Origin of the sequence: Algoriphagus marincola DSM 16067 (assembly GCF_000429405.1) — a bacterium.
GTDB classification, from domain to species: domain Bacteria; phylum Bacteroidota; class Bacteroidia; order Cytophagales; family Cyclobacteriaceae; genus Algoriphagus; species Algoriphagus marincola.
The window spans coordinates 267,744-289,926 of record NZ_AUBU01000003.1 but is presented as its reverse complement, the minus strand read 5'-3'; the positions used below and the strand labels follow the sequence as shown (position 1 = coordinate 289,926).

Annotated in this window: 17 protein-coding genes; 15 read left to right on the top strand and 2 right to left on the bottom strand. The window is 41.4% G+C overall.

Translation table 11 applies throughout. The features are described from left to right. Window positions 1-159 precede the first annotated feature (159 nt). Entirely contained in the window at window positions 160-1,407 is a 1,248-nt protein-coding gene (locus tag G457_RS0106960) for an NAD(P)/FAD-dependent oxidoreductase (RefSeq protein ID WP_026945828.1), read from the top strand. On the opposite strand, the gene G457_RS0106955 is transcribed toward G457_RS0106960, so the two are convergent. Then, window positions 1,404-2,339, bottom strand: a complete 936-nt coding sequence (locus tag G457_RS0106955) for a ThuA domain-containing protein (protein WP_026945827.1) — start codon at window positions 2,337-2,339, stop codon at window positions 1,404-1,406. The genes G457_RS0106960 and G457_RS0106955 overlap by 4 nt on opposite strands. An 82-nt stretch (window positions 2,340-2,421) precedes the next feature. Here G457_RS0106955 and G457_RS0106950 point away from each other — a divergent pair, with 82 nt between their 5' ends. The 5 genes from G457_RS0106950 to G457_RS0106925 all read left to right on the top strand — a co-directional run bounded on the left by G457_RS0106950 (window position 2,422) and on the right by G457_RS0106925 (window position 8,873). Further along, complete coding sequence (locus tag G457_RS0106950) at window positions 2,422-3,390, top strand: DUF6807 domain-containing protein (RefSeq protein ID WP_026945826.1); 969 nt, start codon at window positions 2,422-2,424, stop codon at window positions 3,388-3,390. 25 nt (window positions 3,391-3,415) lie between these two features. After that, on the top strand, window positions 3,416-4,786 hold the full coding sequence (locus G457_RS0106945) for a Gfo/Idh/MocA family protein (protein WP_026945825.1): 1,371 nt from the start codon (window positions 3,416-3,418) through the stop codon (window positions 4,784-4,786). A gap of 245 nt (window positions 4,787-5,031) precedes the next feature. Further along, window positions 5,032-6,408 carry a putative oxidoreductase C-terminal domain-containing protein gene (locus G457_RS0106935; RefSeq protein WP_026945824.1) on the top strand — a complete coding sequence of 459 codons (1,377 nt, stop codon included), beginning with the start codon at window positions 5,032-5,034 and terminating at the stop codon, window positions 6,406-6,408. A gap of 53 nt (window positions 6,409-6,461) precedes the next feature. Next, window positions 6,462-7,865: an NAD-dependent epimerase/dehydratase family protein gene (locus G457_RS0106930; protein ID WP_035483356.1), complete on the top strand. Its 1,404-nt coding sequence runs from the start codon at window positions 6,462-6,464 to the stop codon at window positions 7,863-7,865. A 60-nt stretch (window positions 7,866-7,925) separates the two neighbouring features. Next, window positions 7,926-8,873 (top strand): aldo/keto reductase, encoded by a 948-nt coding sequence (locus tag G457_RS0106925; protein ID WP_026945822.1) that lies wholly within the window; start codon window positions 7,926-7,928, stop codon window positions 8,871-8,873. A 9-nt stretch (window positions 8,874-8,882) separates the two neighbouring features. Here G457_RS0106925 and trpF read toward each other — a convergent pair whose 3' ends face one another. Continuing rightward, on the bottom strand, window positions 8,883-9,503 hold the full coding sequence (trpF, locus tag G457_RS0106920; protein ID WP_026945821.1) for a phosphoribosylanthranilate isomerase: 621 nt from the start codon (window positions 9,501-9,503) through the stop codon (window positions 8,883-8,885). Between the two features lie 114 nt (window positions 9,504-9,617). Between trpF and G457_RS0106915 the strand changes: the two genes are divergently transcribed. The 9 genes from G457_RS0106915 (at window position 9,618) to G457_RS0106875 (ending at window position 22,079) form a co-directional block, all read left to right on the top strand. Next, window positions 9,618-10,286 carry a hypothetical protein gene (locus G457_RS0106915; RefSeq protein WP_026945820.1) on the top strand — a complete coding sequence of 223 codons (669 nt, stop codon included), beginning with the start codon at window positions 9,618-9,620 and terminating at the stop codon, window positions 10,284-10,286. After that, window positions 10,279-11,937, top strand: a complete 1,659-nt coding sequence (locus G457_RS0106910) for a S8 family serine peptidase (RefSeq protein WP_026945819.1) — start codon at window positions 10,279-10,281, stop codon at window positions 11,935-11,937. The genes G457_RS0106915 and G457_RS0106910 overlap by 8 nt, the downstream gene beginning before the upstream one ends. 17 nt (window positions 11,938-11,954) lie before the next feature. Then, window positions 11,955-12,605 (top strand): ribulose-phosphate 3-epimerase, encoded by a 651-nt coding sequence (rpe, locus tag G457_RS0106905; RefSeq protein WP_026945818.1) that lies wholly within the window; start codon window positions 11,955-11,957, stop codon window positions 12,603-12,605. A 104-nt stretch (window positions 12,606-12,709) separates the two neighbouring features. Beyond that, window positions 12,710-13,225, top strand: coding sequence for a hypothetical protein (locus tag G457_RS21145; RefSeq protein ID WP_035483352.1), 516 nt, complete (start codon window positions 12,710-12,712; stop codon window positions 13,223-13,225). 88 nt (window positions 13,226-13,313) lie between these two features. Next, window positions 13,314-14,330, top strand: a complete 1,017-nt coding sequence (locus G457_RS0106895; RefSeq protein ID WP_026945817.1) for a hypothetical protein — start codon at window positions 13,314-13,316, stop codon at window positions 14,328-14,330. A gap of 94 nt (window positions 14,331-14,424) precedes the next feature. Beyond that, window positions 14,425-16,947, top strand: coding sequence for a DNA gyrase subunit A (gyrA, locus tag G457_RS0106890; RefSeq protein ID WP_026945816.1), 2,523 nt, complete (start codon window positions 14,425-14,427; stop codon window positions 16,945-16,947). Window positions 16,948-16,974: 27 nt separating this feature from the next. Then, window positions 16,975-18,183 (top strand): tetratricopeptide repeat protein, encoded by a 1,209-nt coding sequence (locus G457_RS0106885; RefSeq protein WP_026945815.1) that lies wholly within the window; start codon window positions 16,975-16,977, stop codon window positions 18,181-18,183. Window positions 18,184-18,284: 101 nt separating this feature from the next. Continuing rightward, the gene (locus G457_RS0106880) at window positions 18,285-19,445 is read left to right on the top strand and encodes an acyloxyacyl hydrolase (RefSeq protein WP_081701389.1); all 1,161 of its coding nucleotides are present in this window, start codon (window positions 18,285-18,287) and stop codon (window positions 19,443-19,445) included. Window positions 19,446-19,622: 177 nt separating this feature from the next. Continuing rightward, window positions 19,623-22,079 (top strand): PIG-L family deacetylase, encoded by a 2,457-nt coding sequence (locus G457_RS0106875; protein WP_026945813.1) that lies wholly within the window; start codon window positions 19,623-19,625, stop codon window positions 22,077-22,079. The last annotated feature ends 104 nt before the right edge of the window (window positions 22,080-22,183 follow it).

Genomic DNA, 22,183 nt, shown 5'->3' with positions numbered 1-22,183 from the left:
TTTTTGTGATTTTAAGAAATTGCAGGTGAAAGGACTAGACCATTGATGGATTTCATCAAAATTTGGCAAAACTCTTTGAATTCGCATGAGTTAGAAATTCAGGTCAGATTCGAAGATTTTGGCCATTTTTGTAATTAGAATGATTTGAACCCTTGAACTATGAAAGAAGAAAAAATTTACATCATCGGCGCTGGAATATCAGGCTTGATTTCGGCACTTGAGTTAGAGCGAGCTGGATTTCGTCCTGTTATTTTGGAGGCAAGTGATCGAATCGGAGGTAGAATGAAGACCGATGAAGTGGATGGATTTCTTTTAGATCATGGGTTTCAAGTCTTAAATACTGCTTATCCAGAGGCTAAAAAGTATCTGGATTTTCAGGCTCTTCACCTGAAAACTTTCGACCCGGGTGCTGTCATTTTTGATCAAAATGATACTTACATTATTTCAGACCCAATGAGAAATCCGCTGAAAGTGGTCAGTATGGCCTTTTCTAAGGTTGGGACTTTTATGGATAAGGTGAAAATGTTTTCCCTTACCCAGGAGTTAAAAAATAAATCGAACCAGGAGATTTTTGCCGGAGAAAATATCCCCACCCATCAATATCTGAAGAATTATGGCTTTTCGGATCGGATTATTGAGAATTTCTTTTCTCCCTTCTTTAGAGGAATTTTCTTAGAAAAGCATTTGAATACCTCGGCTAGGATGTTTGAGTTTGTATTCAAGATGTTTGCCCAAGGACATGCGGCGGTTCCTGAGAAAGGAATGGGAGAAATTCCTACTATGATCCGGGAGCAATTGAGTGAGACACAGATTTATTTTAATCATCCTGTGAAAGAAGTACAGGGAAATGTAATCCATCTGGAAAATGGAGAAACTTTGATTGCGGATCGAGTAATCATTGCTGTACAGCCTGACCGAGTGATGAAGCAACTACAGGGACAATTTGGAAGCCCTCGCAAGGTTTGCAACCTTTACTTTACATTACAGAGATCATTTCTGGCTAGGCCGATGATCGGATTGCTCCCAGGTGACCATTTGGTCAATAATATCGTCTTCATGGATGATGTGTCTGAGGCTTATGCAAATGGAGACCGTTCTTTGCTATCAGTCACAGTTTTAGAAGCGGATATGGATCAGAAAACGCTTATTTCGAAGGTGCAACAAGAACTTTCAAAGATTTCAGGAGTGAAGGCGGAATACTTCAAGTTTCTAAAGCTGTATGAAATCTCTTATGCACTCCCTCATGTGGATGATATGAAATATGAGATTGCACCTACGGCTTGCAAAATCACAGATCAGGTCTTTCTAGCAGGAGATTACCTTCTAAATGGCTCCATCAATGCCGCAATGACTTCAGGGCGTACGGCAGCACAGGCTATTATTCATTCCTACATGCCTACTCATTAGGGTTTCATCTTCCCGATAGGAGTTTCATCACAGTCTACATCACCAGCCACATATTGCATTCCATCCAGAAAGAATTGGAGCAATTGAGGGTTATCAAAACTCTGGGCATTGTGGGATGGGGAGGCGTACATGACTTTTCCCTTGCCTTCAGGTCTGATCCAGGCTACGTAGGTTTTTCCTTCGGATTTTTCCTGTCCCTTACGTTGCCCCGTGATTTCTGAATTGTTGAAATATAGAAGTGGAGTGAAATCACCTTCCTCATAGGCATTTTTGTAAAAATAGGGTTCGTCTACGTGATTGAATCCTTCAGGTGAAAAAGCCTGAACCAAGGGATGATTTGGGTTTTCCAACCTTACTTGAAAAGCTTGTTGTGGCGGGTGATAATCAAAGCTTCCTCCCAAAAGGCGACTGAAGTCCATAGAGTTGTTGAGGATGGTATTTCCTCCATGGAGGACCAAGAGACCTCCTCCATCTGACACATATTTGCGGATATTTTCTTCCAATTCCAGCGCTTTTTGCATGATGGCTACTGAATCGCCGTAGGATTGAATTTTTAGCTCATCCCAAAAAAGATTGCGTTTGTCGGGTTTGGAATTGGTATTATTCAACACTAATACATCGAATTTTTTCAGGTTCTTCAATTCCATGTAATCAATATCTCTGGTACCGATGACTTCAAATGCTTCGCTTTTTTCTCCGAGGATTTTAACCACCTCTTCAGTGTGAGGTCTTACCCAGTGATTGAAGCCGGTATGAAGGGAAAAGACCAAAACCTTCTTCTTTTTTGAAGATGGAAAGGTGGGTTTTTCGGGAGCCAAATCCTTGATTTTCTGCCTCCAATCCTCATCCAAAGTGACTTCGGGAAGGCTTTGACCAAAGGAAGGCTGGAGCGAAAACAAGAAAACGATTCCGTAGATAATAGCTCTGATCATAGGTATATTGGGTTAGTAGTTCGGGGCTTTTTAAGAGATTTTAATAACTTCAAAAACACAATCCCAATAACCTGAAATTTCTATGTCTTTCAAAAGAATTTTGACCTCCGTGCTATTTTTCGCCCTTTTTTCTACGGGATCGTTTGCGCAAGAAGTTGAGCTTAAGGAATCCGAAAAGGGAGTGGACTTTTATTTTGAAGGAAAGAAAGTTCTAAGCTATCAGACGGTCAAAGAACCTGTTCCTGAGGGTGTCAAAGAAGCCTTTAGCAAATCCGGTTTTATCCACCCCATTAGTTCTCCTAGTGGACAAGTTCTCAGTCGGATTCAACCAAAAGATCATTACCATCACTATGGCATTTGGGGACCTTGGACCCGGGCTACCATCAGTGGGAGAGAGGTGGATTTTTGGAATTTGGGAGATGAAAAGGGCCGAGTGGATTTCTCCCATATTCTTTCCAAAAAAGTAGCCGGCGGTGCAGCAGAGTTGAATGTGCGGCAGAATCATATTGATTTGAAGGCTCCCGAGTCAGAAAGATTGGCGATCGAGGAAGATTTGCGAATCAAATTGAAGCCAGCTGACAAAGGCCGATACATGGTCGATTATACCACGACTATTTCCACCAAAATCCCCGGAGGCATCCTTTTGGATGATTACCGATACGGAGGAGGAATAGGTTTCAGAGCTACGGAAGTATGGGGAGATGACAACAGCATTATTTTGACTTCAGAAGGTCACGATCGAAAAACTGCCGACGGCATTGAGGCTAAGTGGATTATTGTCAAGGGAAAAACCGACTCACCCGAAGGGCAAAGTGGGATTCTTTTTCTGAGCCACAATACCAACAAAGCCCATCCCGAACCCTTGCGTGTTTGGCCTGTGGGTCAATATGATGGAAAAGGAAATGTATTCATCGAATTTTGTCCCATCCGTCATGAATCCTGGGAAATTCAGCCAGAAAAGCGATACTCCCTTAAGTATCGGATGATTGTCTTTGACGGGGATCTTACGGCAGAAGAAGCCGAGGCTTACTGGAGAGCATTTGTAAAATAAACCCAAGTAATAAATCACTAAGAATATGGAAAGAAGAGATTTTATGAAAAAAACCGCCATGGTAGGGGCAGCTTTCGGTTTCCCCACGATCGTTCCGGCTTCCGTTTTCGGAAAAAATGCCCCAAGCAATAAAATCAATATCGGTCAGATTGGTTGCGGAAGAATTGCCCGAGACCATGATTTGCCCGGCACTTGGAGGCATGATGTAGCCCGAATTGTGGCTGTGTCGGATGTAGACAGCAAGCGGATGGCAGATGGGAAAAAATTGGTGGAAGACTACTACAGCAAAAAGCTGGGCGAAAAATACATGGATGTGAAGCAATACGGGGATTACCGGGAAATGCTGCTCGATAAGGACATCGATGCGGTAATCATTTCCACTCCTGACCATTGGCATTCTCAGCCTGCCATGGAAGCCGCTTTGGCAGGAAAGCATATTTATGTGCAGAAACCCACCTCTCTGACCATCAAGGAAGGTCGACAATTGGTTGAAGTGGTCAACAAAACTGGTGTAGTACTCCAACTGGGTACACAACAGCGATCGAGCGAGCAATTCAGAATTGCGGCAGAACTGGTTAGAAATGGCCGAATCGGAAAGCTTCATACCGTGCGAATAGGACTTCCCGGCGATCCATCGGGTCCAGATGCTCCGCCCATGCCGATTCCTTCCAATTTGAATTTCGAGATGTGGTTGGGTTCTACGCCTGAGATTCCATACACTGAAATCGGTGTCCATCCGCAAAACGACTACAGCCGTCCGGGGTGGTTGCGGCATGAAAACTATGGTGCGGGAATGATCACAGGCTGGGGTCAGCATCATTTTGACTCAGCAGCTTGGGGAATGGATACCGAATTTACAGGGCCAAGGTATATTGAGGCAGTGGCAGAATTTCCACGCTCAGGTTTTTGGAATGTGCATGGAGACTTTATGGTCAAGGCCGAATACGACAATGGTGTCATGATGTTTACTTCCGGAGGCTATCCAAACGGAATTCGATACGAAGGAACTGAAGGATGGATTTGGGTTTCCCGGGGAAATTATGTGGCTTCCTCTTCTGATCCCGTTTCCCAAAACAACAATGCTAAAGCTTTGGATGCATCAGACCCAAAAATCCTGACTTCTCAGATCGGAGAAAATGAAATTCGACTGACCCGAAGTGATGAGCATCATGGCAATTGGCTGGAAGCTATTCAGGGCAATGCCGAATTGCTTTCTCCAGTAGAGATTGGACATCGAGCTTGTTCAGTTTGTTTGATTAGCCATATCGCTATGAAATTGGGAAGAAAACTGGCTTGGGACCCGGTGAAAGAAGAGTTTATCAATGACCCGGAAGCCAACACCCATCTTAGTAGACCTCAGCGAAGACCCTGGGGAACGGATTATGTGAAGGCTTAATCTTTGATCTTTTCTAATTTTGAATTCCCTTTATTTCTCATAGGGTAGGAAGTTTGAAGCTAGAAGCTAGAAGCATGCTTATTTTGGTTTTTGTGCGGGAATTCATGCCCTACTCATTCTCGGCTTTGGCAAGTCAGGAATCAATTAATGAAAATCCTAAAACCTAAAATATAGTGAAATTGGGATGCTTTCGAGGGCAATTTAGTTTGCTTTTCTATGATGTCTATTCATTCAAAAATTTATCGATGAATTTAAGAAGTTATACAATCTGGGCCTTTGCGGCCCTTTTGTTCGGGGCTTGTAGCTCGACAGAACCTGAAAGCAATATGAGTGAATCCACCATCCAAAATGTAACCATTATGACTTTGGATCCTGGGCATTTTCATGCCGGCTTGATCCATAAGACCATGTATCCGCAGGTGGATTCGACGGTTTACATTTTTGCACCTCCCGGAGATGAGTTGAAAGATCATCTGAACAGATTGGAGTCTTACAATACAAGGTCAGAAAATCCCACCGCTTGGAATCTGGAAGTTTACGCAGGGGATGATTACTTGAAAAAGATGATCTCCCAAAAACCCGGCAATGTGATGATGGTAGCGGGTAAAAATGATAAAAAAATAGACTACATCCTCGAAGCCGTTCAAAATGGGATTCATGTGTATGCTGATAAGCCCTTGGTCATTAATCGCGAAGGTTTTGAAAAGCTGAAGCAGGCTTTTGCCATTGCCAAGGAGAAAGATTTGCTGGTTTATGATATCATGACCGAGCGTTTTGAAATCACCACCCTGCTTCAAAAAGAGCTTTCTCAAATCCCGGAAGTTTTTGGGGAGTTGGAGAAGGGAAGTCCAGACAAGCCTGCAATTACCAAGGAGTCCGTACATCACTTTTTCAAGTATGTTTCTGGAGTTCCTTTGGTCCGACCTGACTGGTTTTTTGATGTGGAAATCGAGGGTGAGGGAATTGTTGACGTGACTACGCACCTAGTGGACCTGATTCAATGGGAAGCTTTTCCCAATCAAATCGTAGATATCACCGATGTCACCATGCTTTCGGCCAAAAGATGGGCTACGCCGCTTAGCTTGGAGCAATTTCGTCAAGTGACTGGGAAAGCTGATTTTCCGGATTTTCTCCAAAAGGATATCAAAAATGAATCCTTAGAGGTCTATTCAAATGGAGAGATGAATTATACACTTAAAGGAATCCATGCCAAAGTCAGTGTAATATGGAATTATCAGGCACCTGAAGGGGCAGGGGATACGCATTACAGTATGATGCGTGGGACCAAGGCCAATTTGGTCATCCGACAGGGAAAAGAGCAGAATTACCGTCCGGAACTCTATGTCCAACTTTTGGGAGAAAATTTTACTGAGTTGGAAAATGCCGTCAATACGACGCTTCAAAGCACTTATCCAGGAATTGATTTGGAAGAATCAAGCAATGGTGAATATCGGGTAATTATTCCTGATCGCTATCACAATGGGCATGAGGCCCACTTTGCTCAGGTTACCGAACGATTTTTGGAATACTATCAAAACGGAAATTTGCCAGATTGGGAGGTGCCAAATATGATTACCAAGTACCATACAACCACCTTAGCCAAGGAATATGCATCGAAATAAAAAAATCGAAAACAGACTGGATTTGAATTAGTTTTATAATCAAATCTACTTTTATGCAAGAAGACAGCTCCCAATCAGATACTCGAATTACCGTCGCCATAGCAGGAGCAGGAGGTTACATTGGGAGTTGGTTTATCGAAAAATACAAGCACAAGTACAAAATCATCGGTTTAAGCCGTCGGAAAGTAAAAAAGAACCCTTACATGGAAGTAGAATGGAGACAAGTAGAGCTCTATTCGATTTCATCCACGGTGGAGGCTCTGAAAGGAGTGGATGTCGCCATTTATTTGGTGCATTCGATGAATGCTTCCACAAGGCTCAATCAGGGCAGTTTCGAGGATACAGACCTGCTTTTAGCTGATAATTTCAGCAGAGCTGCAGATATCAACCATGTAAAGCAAATCATTTATTTAGGTGGACTGATACCCGATGAACCAGAAAGTACCTTATCAAGACACTTAAGAAGCCGTCTCGAAGTTGAGCATACATTAGGTTCTAGGTCAGCTGCTCTCACGGCCTTGAGGGCATCCATTATTGTAGGGCCGGGAGGCTCAAGTTTTGATATGATCAAAAACTTGGTTACTCGATTGCCTGTATTGATGTGTCCACAATGGACTGAATCGGAGACACAGCCAATTTCCCTGCGAAATACACTTCAAATTATCGATACATGCATTGGCAATGAGGATGCTTATGGCCGGGCTATAGATATTGGAGGTGCTGAAGTTTTAACTTACAAATCCATGCTGGCAAAAACCGCCACGGCTTTGGGGAAAAAGCGAATAATTTTCTCTGTTCCTGTTTTTTCCTTGGGGCTATCCAAGTTTTGGGTTGGCTTGTTTGGGGATAGCCCGCCACAGCTGGTGTCTCCTTTGGTAGAAAGCTTGGTACATACCTTAAAGGTTGATCCCAAAAAGGCATTTGATTTAAAAGAGCTTCAGTATATCTCCTATGAAGAGTCTGTCAAAGAGGCTTTGGAATCCGATCAAAGGCCAAATCTACCCAAGTTTTACCCCAAGAAGGGGATGAAAAACACGGTCAGAAGCATTCAACGAATGAGTAATAAAAATGGTCATTCTGCTGCTTGGGTTGCAAATCGATATAATCTATGGTTGCCTAGCTTTTTTAAATTTCTCATCAATGGAAAAAGGACTGAGCGAGGTGATATCGGATTTCATTTGCTATGGGGAAAGAAACCCATGCTTCAGCTTACCATGATTCCGGATCGAAGTGATCAAGAGCGTCAGTTGTTTTACATTACTGGAGGCTGGCTAGTGAAGCGCTTTGATTATGGTTGGTTGGAGTTTAGAGGTGTTCTTGGCGGAAATTATATTCTATCAGCTATCCATGAGTTCGTTCCCCGTCTTCCTTGGATACTTTACCTGAATACACAGGCACGCTTTCATCTTTGGGTAATGAACCAATTCAAAAGATATCTGGAAACAAGGACCGATTGACCTTCGTTTTTTTAGTAAATTACGATTATTCAAATTTTGAACTCCATCAAACAACATCAAATGCAAAAAGTCACTTTTAAAAACGGAGATACCATGCCTATTCTTGGTCTTGGTACTTGGAAAAGCAAACCAGGAGAAGTACGTCAGGCGGTTTACTGGGCTCTTGAAGCAGGTTACCGACACATTGACTGTGCGGCTATTTATGGAAATGAGAAAGAAGTTGGAGAGGGTTTGGCAGATGCCATTGCTGATAAAATTGTCACTCGGTCGGAGGTATTTATCACATCTAAATTATGGAATGATTCACATAGACTTGAGGATGTAGGGCCTGCTTTGGACAAAACCCTTCAAGACCTTGGGCTTGATCACCTTGATTTATATCTAGTTCATTGGCCAATTGCTTTCAAACATGGAGTTGGTTTTGCGACGCTTAGAGAAGAGTTCTTTACCTATAAGGATGTGCCGCTTACCCAGACTTGGTCAGCTATGCAGGAGCAAAAAGCACTTGGCAAAACCAAGCATATTGGTGTGTCCAACTTTAATAGCCGCAAGCTTCAGGAGCTTCTGGATATGGGGGGTGAATCACCTGAAATGAATCAAATTGAGATGCATCCTTTTTTACCTCAGGACAAATTGGTTCAGTTTTGCAGGGAAAATCATATCCTATTGACGGCATATAGTCCTTTAGGCTCGCCTGATTCGAGAGCAGAAAAGCATAAAAATGACCCGAAATTGCTTTCAAATCCGGTAGTAAAGGAAATTGCTAAAAAGCATGGAGTTTCAGAGGGACAGGTGCTGATCGCATGGTCGATTGCTCGAAATATTGTAGTGATCCCAAAATCAGTAAATCAATCCCGAATTACAGAAAATCTGAAGGCTACTGATATCAAACTAGATAATCATGATATGATGGAGCTAAAAGATATCGGAATCAGTCACCGATTTGTTGATGGTACTTTCTTCACTCAGGGAAGTAGCCCTTACAATCTTTCAGATCTTTGGGAGTAATCGAGAATTTTAATCTTCTAATTCCAACTCCTCTAGAATCTCTGCCAGGGTATCAAAATCTTTGAGCCCTGGCTTTATTTCTTCCCCACCTTCAAGAGCAATACCATATATACCCAATTCAGAAACGGTTGATTTTACATTAAATGGGCTTATTCCTCCTGCTAGGATGACCTTAGCGTTTTTAGAAATGGATCTGATGGATTCCTTCTGATCAGTATTCAATTCAGTTTGATCAACTGAAAGCAATAAGTGAAGATTTTGATTAGAAATTTTTTCTGCAAGTTCCTCTTCGATATGTCTGACTTCACTGAGATCTGCCTGAAAGATCAACTGATATTTTTCAGAATCAAATTGAAGTAAAGTCTCCAACTTATTGTGTTGAATCCACGAAATCTCGGGGTATTTTTTGAGTTTTTCCTGTAGGGTTTCCAAAGAATCATTACCAAACTCCCCGCAAAAATCAACACCTGAAACCCATCCTGAAATCTCCTGAAATTGAGTTGGTGAAACGAACTTATCTGAGGTTTCCTGTAAATCAAAACCTAAGAGATCTACAAACATTCCTGCGCAATACCTTGCATCACTTAAGTTGGTTACGCCGCTGATCTTTACGAAAGTACTAAGAGCCATTAAATAAAATTTTTGGCTAAGTTAACCAATGATGACAGTTTTGCTTTCATTTCTGCCTTTCAAATTTGATTTTGGATGAAATTGAAGTAAAACCAGTAATTTAGGGTTCTGATAATGATGAAAAAACTACCATTTGTTTTTCTTTTTTTAATTCTACTCTCCTGTGAAAGAGAGGTAGAAAACCCGCAAGTTGATCCAGGCTTGGATTATTTTCCTTTGTTGATTGGAAATTTCTGGGTTTATGAAGTTTCAGAGCGAATGTATTTTGGTGAGAATGACTTCGAGGATAGTCAGTATTTTTTGAAGGATCGCATCCGCAGTTTATTCGTAAATGATGCAGGTGAACAGGTTTTCATTGTCCAAAGGGAACGATCTCTTGATCAGATAAACTGGCAGGTAGAAGTTGACTATACACTGGTAAACAGGAATAATAATTTGGTTATGAATCTTAACAATCAGCCAATTGTCATCCTTGCCTTTCCGCCTAAAGAAGGATTGACCTGGAATGGAAATTTATATCGTGGGGCTGAGCAGGATGAATTTGAGTTGATTCAGGAATCATCCGGGTCTAGCACTGAGCAAATCCGGGTGCTACAAGAAAACGAAGATGACCTGATTACCTTTCGGGATATTCGTTACGATGTTTTTCAAAGGGGGATTGGTTTAACAGAAAGATATTCCGAAGTGTTAACTTATTGTTCAAGAAACGATTGTCTTGGAGAACAGCTAATAGATTCTGGTAGATTTTTGAATATGAAATTAATAACTTACGGTAATGAATAGGGTATTAATCTGTGCGGTCACGCTTTGTCTTTTACCATTTTTGGTGGAGGCACAAGATCGCTATGCTGTTTTTTATAAATACAAGCCTCAGGATGGCTTAAATCTAGATCAGCCACAAGATTTTTTGACAGATCGGGCTTTGCTTCGAAGAGCGAAAGAAGACGTTGCTGTAGACAGTACTGATCTCCCGGTAACTCAGCGCTATGTCGATGAAGTTTACCAGCTTTCGCATTACATTCTTTATCAATCAAAATGGCTTAATGCCTCCTTGATTGTGACAGATATGGAGGGAGCAAAGTCAATATCTGAACTTCCATTTGTAGAAAAAGTGGAGTTGGTGGGAAAGGGATACATTCCAAATCCAAATGCGCGAATTGGAAGAAGGCTTTTTGTGAGTACTATCGCAAAGGTTTGCCCTCCAGGAGGCAAAGCTGAGCGGACACTTGCTGCACAGGAATTGCCTTCAGATTTTCAAAATAGCCTCTTGGGAATTGATTTTATGCATGAGGAAGGTTTTAAAGGAAAAGGAATTAGGATTGCTGTATTTGATGCAGGTTTTCCGGGTACAGATAACGCCAGTCCCTTATCTCACTTGCTGAGCAATAATCAACTTGTTGCGCAGAAAGACTTTGTCAGGCCTTGGAATCAAAATGTCTTTACCGACAATCAGCATGGTACGAATGTCCTTTCTTTAATAGCCGCGGTAGAAACTGAAAGTTTTATCGCCGGCGCTCCGGAGGCAGAATACTTCTTGGCCATGACGGAGGAGGTAGCAACCGAGTACAGAATTGAAGAGTATAACTGGCTTCGAGCTGCCGAATATGCGGATTCCATTGGAGTAGATATTATCAATAGCTCTTTGGGTTATTATGACTTTGATGATCCGGAGATGAATTACAGTTCAGGACAATTGGATGGGAAAACTGCTGTAATCACTCAAGCAGCGAATATTGCCTCCAGCAAAGGAATCTTGGTGGTGAATAGCGTTGGGAATTATGGGCCAAATGAACCTTCCATTGTGGCTCCTGCGGATTCTCCAAATGTATTGGCTATTGGATCGGTCAATCAAAGCTTGGAGGTTTCAAATTTCAGTTCTAGAGGTCCTACAGGTGATGGAAGAATCAAACCGGACCTGGCAGCTTTTGGAAATGGAGTAGCGCTTTTGAGAAGTAATGGAAACGTGGGCTTTGCTAATGGTACATCTTTTTCTGCTCCACAAATCACGGCCTTAGCAGCAGGTTTGTGGCAGGCAAAGCCTGAATGGACTCGGGCGGAACTAATAGAAAATCTTCTTCGAAGTGCCTCCCAATATGAAAACCCGGATAATCTTTTAGGGTATGGAATTCCAAACTTCCGGGAAGCTCTTTACGGAGAAATTCTTTCAGTAGAAGAAAATGGTGAAGTTATCCCTTGGAAAGTCTTTCCAAATCCCATGGAAGGAAACAAGTTGACCATTTATTTTGGGTCAAGTTTATCAGCTGAGTTTTCATTGATTGATCTCAACGGAAAAACTCTTCAAAACCAGAGTCTATCTCGCAATACTGCAAAAGACCCTTATGAGTTTCAGCTAGAAGGGATTAGACCCGGTATGTATATTATCCAAATGCAGGACGGAAAGCTTATCAAACAGCAAAAGTTAATCCGCCTCTAATCAAATTACCCTTCTCAATGTCTTTAGAAATTGCCCCATCCATTCTAGCTGCTGATTTTGCAAATATTCAGTCTGCCGTAGAAATGCTCAATGACTCGGAAGCAGACTATATCCATGTCGATATTATGGACGGTGTTTTCGTTCCCAATATTTCCTTTGGACTTCCTGTGACTGAAGCCATTCATCGTCATGCCAAAAAGCCACTGGATGTACATTTGATGATTGTAGAGCCAGACCGATACTTGGAGGCTTTTAGAAATGCCGGCGCCGCAAACATATCTGTGCACTACGAGGCCTGCGATCATCTACATCGAACACTTCAGGCTATTCATGATCTTGGTGCTAAAGCAGGGGTGGCAATAAACCCGCATACCTCAGTGGAATTACTGACTGATACCTTGGATTTGATAGATTTGGTTTGTGTGATGTCCGTCAACCCTGGTTTCGGTGGACAAAAATTTATAGAAAACACCTACTCCAAGGTGAGTAAATTAAAGGAATTGATAATAAAGAAGGGGAGTAAAACCCAAATTGAGATAGATGGAGGTGTTTCTTTAAATAATGCCCAAAAACTGAAAGATGCAGGAGCTGATATTTTAGTAGCCGGTAGTTTTGTTTTCAACTCAGAATCTCCGAAAGAAACAATTGCTATGCTCAAAAGAGCTTAATAATTGACCATTTGTCATAAAAATTCTAAAATATCAACGGTTTCCTTGATTTTTTGAGCCTTGACTGTTTTTTTGCAAACTTGTAACTAACCAAACGACTAATCATGATTAAAAAGACTCTGCTTTCTACGTTTTTTGTAGCGTTTGTTGCTTTTATGTCCTTCGGACAAGAGGCAACTGAAGGACCCGTGACTGATGAGGAATTAACACAATATGCAACTGTAGAAGTAATGACTTCACAGTATGTAGAGCAAAAAACGGAAGAGCTTCGTAATATGATTCTCAATAATGAGGTGATTGACGGCGGTGCTCGATACAATGAAATCAAAGCTGCTTGGGGAGATGAGGCGAAAATGGCTGAGGCGAATGTCACAGACGAAGAAAAAACCGCTTACCAAGCTATTTTGGATTTTCAAGGCGGTCTTCAGCAAAGTGTTGTTGATTATAAGACTAACCTGATCACTGACAGCGATGTAATCTCTGTTTCTGTTTACAACAAAGTGCTAGGAGCTATTAAAGAAGATCCGGCTGTAAAAGAGAAACTAGATACAATGATCGAAGAGATGAAAGCTGCAGCAGCTCCTGCCGAGGACGGTGAAGCAGTTGAAGACGGAAAATAATTCAATTTCATAATTGATTTAAAGCCTCCTTCTGGGAGGCTTTTTTTATATATTCACACCATTCTTTGATTCTATTCGTTATTGCCTTATGATGCAAAAGAAGACGCTACTATTATGCTTTCTAATTTTGGTTTTTGGGTCTGCCTTTGCCCAAGAGGAAGATATTTTTGGAATTACCCGTAAAGCCAAGAACCCAAAAAGTGAATCTGCAGCAGGAAACGCTTTTAGAAACGTATTGGAGCAGTTTGCACTGGAAATATCTACAGGAGCCGGATATCAGCAGTTTTCAACCGATTTTTTCTCACCAAATCCAGACTTATATCCACTCACTCAGTTTCAAAATTTTGATGAGCCGCTGGATATTTCCGAAGAAAACCCATTAGCTATGAAAGGCTCAGATTGGGTTTTTCCTGTTTTAAATGCAGGAGTGCGAGTAAATTTGTTCAATCTTCTTACAATCGGAGGGGGATATGGTATGGAGTGGGGGAATATAAAACCTATGGTGGGCGGAAATTTTGAATTTCCCTTTGAAGGGGCAAGCTACCAAGCCACCCGCTTTTATGGCACGGTGGGTTTAGTCCTTTGGGATGCAAATCGTCGGGCGAAGTATTTACAATGGCGATATAGAAGATATGCATCTGCCAATCTGTATATGCAATCTGAGCTTAGACAGCGAGTTCGGCAGATTTATCCTTGGCGATTGATCGCTGAGGCCGACTTTGGTAATTTAAATATCAAAAATTTTGTCAATCCCAGCTTGACTCAAAACCCCAATTATACCCCTCGATTGGCAGTGGCAGATCAGCCTGCATTTGGGATTGGGCTCCGGCTGGAAAGGGACTTTTCAGAGTACACCAAACTTTTCATTAAAGGCTCCATGGATATTCGGAGTTTTACATATTCTGCCTCCGATTTTTCTGAATTTCAGGAGCTTGACCAACGTGTCTATGGCATGCAAGTAGGTCTAGCAATTCGGATCCCGGGGACCAAGCGATGCAAAATCGCAGGATGCGGAGTGGTGATGAAACACATGCACAATGGAGTCGAGTACAGAGGTAGCTCCATATTTAATCTCCAAAACCGAAAAATAGGTCAATGGTATTGATTGATCGAACCTGATTGACTTTGGAATTAACTTTTCAAAAGCAGGGCCTTTTTACTATCTTGCAGCCTTAATTTATCCCGTGAATTAGCATTATATGGCCCAAGGAGAAAACGAGAATATTATTCCTATCAATATTGAGGAGGAAATGCGTGGTGCCTACATCGATTATTCGATGTCGGTTATTGTTTCAAGAGCGTTGCCAGATGTCCGAGACGGAATGAAGCCAGTTCATCGCCGTATTCTTTACGGAATGCAAGAGCTCGGAGTTCTTCATAATAAACCCTATAAAAAGTCCGCTAGAATTGTCGGTGAGGTTCTTGGTAAATATCACCCTCACGGTGACTCTGCTGTCTATGATACCATGGTTCGAATGGCGCAGCCTTGGTCACTTCGATACCAATTGGTAGATGGTCAGGGTAACTTTGGATCCATCGATGGTGACAACCCCGCGGCTATGCGATATACAGAGGCCAGGCTTAAAAGAATAGCCGAAGAGCTTCTTGTTGATATCAACAAAGACACTGTTGATTTCCAATTCAACTTTGATGACTCTTTGAAAGAGCCGGTAGTGTTACCTGCCAAGGTTCCTGCATTGCTCTTGAATGGTGCATCTGGAATTGCTGTAGGTATGGCCACAAACATGGCTCCTCACAACCTGACAGAGGTGATAAATGGTATAATCGCCTACATTGATAATAGAGAGATTACCATTCCTGAATTGATGGAACACATTACCGCTCCTGATTTTCCTACAGGAGGAATTATCTATGGGTACAATGGAGTCAAAGCTGCTTTCGAAACCGGGCGTGGAAGAGTAGTTGTCAGAGGAAAGGCCAGTATTGAAACGAAGGATAATGGAAACCGGGAGATGATTGTCATTACGGAGATTCCATACATGGTCAATAAGGCTAGCATGGTAGAAAAAACTGCTGCCTTGATCAATGAGAAAAAGATTGATGGTATTTCCGCGATCCGGGATGAGTCCGACCGATCCGGGATGCGCATTGTGTATGAATTGAAGCGGGATGCCATATCAAATGTTGTTCTAAACAACTTATATAAGCATACACAGCTACAAACCTCATTCTCAGTCAATAATGTGGCACTAGTAAAAGGTAGGCCACAGACGCTTAATTTGAAAGATCTCATCGTACACTATGTCAGTCACAGACATGAAGTAGTGGTGAGAAGAACGGAATATGAACTTAAAGAAGCTGAAAAGCGAGCTCATATTTTACAAGGTTATCTGATTGCTTTGGATAATTTGGACGAAGTAATTGCTCTAATCCGTAACTCAGTAGATCCTGAGACTGCTAGAAATGGCTTGATGGAGCGTTTTGAATTGACTGAGATTCAGGCGAGAGCCATTCTCGACATGCGTCTGCAGCGTCTTACTGGAATGGAACGTGATAAGATCGTTCAGGAATATCAGGAGATCATGGCATTGATCGAAGAGCTAAAGGATATCCTTGCTAATGAAGATAAGCGAATGGAAATCATCAAAACCGAACTCACCGAAATGCGAGATCGATATGGTGATGACCGTCGTACAGAAATAGAGCATAATGCTGAAGATTTCAGCTATGAAGATATGATCCCAAATGAGGAAGTGATAATCACGGTTTCTCATCAAGGATATATCAAGCGAACGGCTTTGACCGAATACAGAACTCAGGGTAGAGGAGGAGTAGGCTCAAGAGGAGTCAGCACCAAAGAAGACGATTTTACCGAGTATCTTTTCACCGCTTCCACACACAATTACTTGCTGATTTTCACTGATCAGGGTAAATTATTCTGGTTAAAGACCTATGCAATTCCCGAGGGGGGGAAGACTTCCAAGGGAAGACCGATCCAAAACTTGATCAATATTGCATCGGATGATCGAATTAGAGCCATCATTCAAGTTGATGATCTTAATGATCAAGATTATATTAATAATCACTTCCTCGTGATGGTTACCAAGAATGGAATCATCAAGAAGACTACTCTGGAACAATATAGTAGACCTCGTACCAATGGAATCATAGCCCTGAACATTCGGGAGGATGATCAACTGGTAAATGTAGACATGACGAATGGTGATCAGCATATTGTAATAGCTGCTAAATCAGGTCGTGCCATTCACTTCCATGAGTCTGCGGTAAGGCCAATGGGCCGAACTGCCACGGGAGTAAAAGCCATAACCTTAAATGATGTGAATGACTATGTCGTTGGCATGGTATGTGCACCTGAGGAAAATGCGACGCTACTTGTAGTTTCGGAAAAAGGATACGGCAAAAGGTCATTCCTTGAGGAATATCGCATCACAAATCGAGGTGGAAAAGGTGTGAAAGCCATGAACACCACCGATAAAACCGGAGCGCTTGTTGCAATAAAACAAGTTGTCGATACTGATGATTTGATGATTATCAATAAGTCTGGTATTACCATCCGAATCTCAGTGGATGGACTTCGAATTATGGGAAGAGCCACACAGGGAGTGAGATTGATCAAAATTTCTGAAGGAGACGAGATTTCATCCGTTGAAAAAATTTCCAAAGAAGAAGATGAAGAAAATCTAAATTCTTCAGAAATTGCACCAGATTCTGAAGAGAATCCAAATGAAACAAAAGAATAATCAACCAAAATAAGATAAACGCCAAGAATGAAAAAGCTAATTCTATCAATGGTTTTGGTCGGCGCAACGACCCTAGCCTTTGGACAAAAAAAGGTAGTACGTTCAGCTGAAAAAAACTTTAAAAATGGAGACTATGCCACTGCTCTATCTGAAGTAGAAACAGCTCTTCAGGATCCAGAGACTGGTTCAGATCCTGAGACCACTTTGTTGAAAGCTCAGATTCAATTAGGAATGTTCGCTACCGATTCTTCTAATACCATGGAGAATCTTGAGGTAGGTAACAACTCCTATGAGTCTTTTATGAAAGCCTTCGAAATGGGCGATGGAGATAAAACTTCAGGTGTAGGAAAAGATATTTTCGAAGAAGATATCCCCGGAGCTCCTGAGAATTTGCGTCCTAATTCAGTTAACAAATTGAAAAACGTAGCATTTGATAAGGCAATTGTTCAATACAATGAGGAAGACTATGAAATGGCTTATGAGTTTTTCAACTTGGCTGGTGAAATTGATCCAACAGACACCACTATCCATTACAATGCAGGATTCCTTGCAAATGATCTTGGAAGAACTGAAGATGCTAAAAGACACTTCTCTACTCTACTTGATATCGAAGGATACAACAAGCTAAATGCATACTATTTCATGATTCAGATTTTGTCTACTGAAGACAAAGACCCTGAAGCTGCTTATGCAATGGTAACAAGAGCAAAAGAAGAGTATCCTTCAGATAAGGACCTTTCTACTTACGAAATCCAACTTTTGCTTCAGCTAAACAAAATGGATGAAGCAATGGCTCAAATCAAAACAGCTCTTGAAAGCGATCCAAACAATACTGCTTTATTGCTAAGATCCGGCTATCTAAAAGAGCAAGCAGGTGATATGGAAGGTGCACTTGCCGACTATAAAAAGTCAGTTGAGGTTGATCCTCAGTTTTTCGAAGGTAACTACTATGCTGCTGCATTGCTTATCGAAAAAGCACGTGAAATTCTCAATGAGTTAAATGGTCTGTCCGATGAAGAATGGGAGAAGCGTTCTGAGTCTATGGGCAAAGAAGCAAACGAATACTATGCTGACGCAGTAACTTACTTCGAAAGCGCTCTTGAAATCAAGCCTGAGGATACAGGAATCATGGAAATTCTTTTCCAGATTCACACTCGATTGAAAAATGACGCGAAAGCTGAAGAGTATAACAAAAAACTAATTGAACTTCTCGGTCCTAACTGGATGGAAGGATAATTTGAACTTATTCAAGTACCTAAAAAAGCTGCCATTTGGCAGCTTTTTTGTTTTCATTATATTCGTTTTAATGATTTGACATTTCGTTAACTCTTCACTTTATGAGACTAGTTTATTTTTTCAGTAGTCTGTTTTTGAATATTAGGCATGCTTGTCTGATAATGATTGTTTTTTTGAACCTAAGTTTGGTCTCTTTTCAAGCTTTTTCTCAGGAAAAATATGATAAGATTATTGAGCTATCCGTCGAATCCGGTCCTTTTATTAGCAATGGGGACCCTTGGGCTGATGATTTGATCGATTTAGTTTCTTACACTGCTTTTGATTTTCGTTTTGGATGGCGTCAAAACAAAACCTTTATGGGAGATCTATACAGAAACCCAATTTTCGGGATTGGGGTATCTTCCACACTACCCTATCAATCTGAAATCGGTAGACCAATGGGAGTCTATTGGTTTTTTGATATTCCATTTAGACCTTTTTCTCAGGATAATAGGTTAAATTTTTCCTACTTTGCTCATTTGGGTTTAGGCTTCAATCTCAATCCATATGACTCTTTGGATAACCCTATCAATCAATTTATAGGCTCCGAATTAAACAGCTACATCCATTTTGGTGCAAAAGCCAATTATACACTCTCAGATCGATTTCAGCTTTTTTCAATGCTTGGATTAAAGCACTTTTCAAATGGCTCTACCAGAAAGCCTAACGCTGGGATTAATTTGGTCCCGGTTTCAGTAGGTTTGCGATATAATTTTCAACCAAGCCAAGTAAAACCCGAAGAAGCTTTTCTACGAGACCGCCCCATTCTTTTCGAAGAAGGGTACTGGAATTTTATGCTTTACACCGGCTCTAAGAATTACGAAATCGGAGAGGGGACCTACTTTCGAGGTGGTTTTAATCTGAGCTATATTTGGGACAAAAATTACAAATATCGATATGGGGTAGGCTTAGATGTCTTTTTTGCTCCAGGTCTGTCAGAACGAACAGGTAATACTGATGTGGGATTTTGGGATCAAACCAGTGTAGCAATTGCAGGGGCTTGGGAGTGGAAACTTACCGAAAGGCTGTATGCCCCGGTTGGATTGGGATTTTATATCCATAGAAACAGGGAAAACCAAGAATCAACAGTCTATTATGAGCGGGTAGGACTCAGATACTTGATGTCTGAAAATTTACAATTTGGAGTTCAAATCAAGGCCCATAGAATCAAGGCTGACTTTTTTGAATTTACTTTGGGCTACCGATTTTTAAGAAAACAATAAAAGAGACCCACCTATCAAATTTTGTTTTTTATTACACTTAGCTAATGCTAGTTTGGAATTTGATTTAAGAAAATACATGAAATCTACACGATTAAAATCATCATTAAAGACATATTGATATGGTTATTTTAATCGTCAAAGATTCCATCTGGCAATTTGAAGTCGAAAAGTAAACAGATGAAAAAACTACGTTTCTTTCTGCCAATTATATTGGTTTTTTTAGGGCTTAATTTTCCATTGTTCGCTCAGTCCTTGTCTTCCTCAGAGTTATATCATGAGCTCTTGAAATTGGAAGAGACCAAGCGAGTGCTTTATGTCGCAGCTCATCCGGATGACGAAAATACCCGGCTGATTGCCTATTTGGCTAACGAGACAAAAGCCCGAGTAGCTTACTTGAGTCTGACTCGAGGTGATGGTGGGCAAAATCTCATTGGGCCAGAACTAGGAATCGGTTTGGGTCAAATCAGGACCCAGGAGCTTTTGCAAGCTAGAATGACAGATGGGGGAGTTCAGTATTTTACCCGAGCAAAGGATTTTGGATACAGTAAAAATCCTAGTGAAACCCTCCAAAACTGGAATAAAGAAACAATCCTTTCAGATGTGGTATGGGTGATTAGAAAATTTCAACCTGATATTATCATTACCAGATTCAATACCATTCCCGGCGTAACTCACGGTCATCATACCACCTCAGCAATTTTAGCAGAGGAGGCTTTTGCAATCTCAGGAGATCCAAACGCTTTCCCTGAGCAACTTGAGTATGTGAAACCTTGGTCAGCGAAGCGGATATTTTGGAATGCATATAATTTTCGAGGAGAGTTTGAAGCTCAGGAAGGCGAGGTTTACCATGAGTTTCCCACTGGGGAATACAATCCCGTATTGGGTCAAACCTACAATCAAATGGCAGCGAATAGCCGAACCATGCATAAGTCTCAAGGCTTTGGATCGACTGCTTACACTGGGGCTTCAAATGATCATATTCAATTTATTGCAGGAGAAAAGTTTGAGCAAAGTCCCTTTGAGGGTGTGAAAAACAGATGGGATCATTTTGAAAATGGTAAAACAACAGAACTGTTAATAAACGATCTGGTACAAAATTTTGATTTTCGGTCCCCAGCGAACAATCTTTCTGCTTTATTAAAAATCAGAGAGCAAATCAATCAAATGGAAGGAAGCGATCTCTGGCTTAAAGAGAAAAAAGAGTCGATTAATGATATTGTTTTAAAAGTAATTGGATCAAAAATAGAATTTGTCACCAATCAGGAAGTGGCCTTTCCCGGGGCATCAGTCAGTACAAACTTGGTGATTAATTCTCCCGGAAATACAGCCATAAATATATTGGGCGTGGAAGTTTTGGGAGAAAAAGTTGAGGTAGAAGGGGGTGGTAGTTCAGCAAATGAGCCTTTCCGTCAGGATATTAATTTGACCATTCCTGAAGGTTTTGACTTTACCCAGCCTTACTGGCTTGAAAATTACGAAGATGGCCCCATGTATCCGGTTGACGATCAGCAAATGATCGGAAAGCCATTTAATGATGCGAGTATACAAGCCACACTGAATTTGGAGATTGAGGGGCAGTTGTTGACAATTAGCACTCCTTTAGTCTATAAATTTAATGATCCCGTAGATGGGGAGGTAAATCAGCCATTTATCATTACTCCATCGATAGACTTGGAACTGTCGAAGAAAGTGCTTTTTGGAATCAATGAAAAAAGACCACAGGTAACGGTTTTTGTCAATTTTAGAGATAAAATCGTAGATGGCGTTTTGAGTTTTGCCGGCCTTGATTCTAGCGAATATCGAATCTTAGAATCAGAAGACCTTGTGGGAAGAAAGCAGCGAAGATATCAAGTTGAATTTGTTTCTGATCAAGTTGGAAAACGAAGAATTCTGGCTACTTACACAACTTCATCAGGAAGTTTTGATCAGACTTTAAACCGAATCACCTATAAGCATATCCCTAATCTTACATTTTTCACTTCGGCTTCTATTGATTGGATTCAAGCGGATTGGGAAATATCAGGCGGTAAAATTGGTTATGTTCCTGGCGCTGGAGATGAAGTACCTGAGGTCCTGGAAGCCCTAGGTTATGAAGTGACCATGCTTGGAGACAGTGATTTTGATTTGGATAATTTAGCTCAGTTTAAGGCTATAATTATGGGAATTCGTGCCTACAATACCAATGCTCAGGCTGCAGCAAACCAGCAAGCATTGATGGGTTACGTACTTTCAGGCGGAAATATGATTGTGCAATACAACACAACGGGTAGGTTACTGACCAATCAACTTGGTCCCTATCCTTTCTCGCTGACCAGAGATCGGGTTTCAGTAGAAACTGCACCGGTTGAAGCCGACTATACACATCCAATTCTGGCTGGCCCGAATAAGATTTCCCCGAGCGACTTTGAAGGATGGGTGCAGGAACGTGGATTATATTTTGCCGGAAGCCTTGATGAGGAATACTCGACTCCATTGTATATGAATGATCCCGGAGAAGACACCCAGACAGGCTCGCTCATTCATGCTGCTTATGGAAAAGGCAACTATGTGTACACCGGTCTTTCCTTTTTTAGACAATTGCCTGCTGGAGTACCCGGAGCCGTAAAATTATTCGTAAACTTAATCGAACAATGAACCCAAATGGAAGAAAAAGATATCAAATGGAAGCGCCTCTACTGGGGACTCATGCTTAATCTGGCAGTATTGATTTTCTTTTTCTACTTCCTGATGCAGCACTT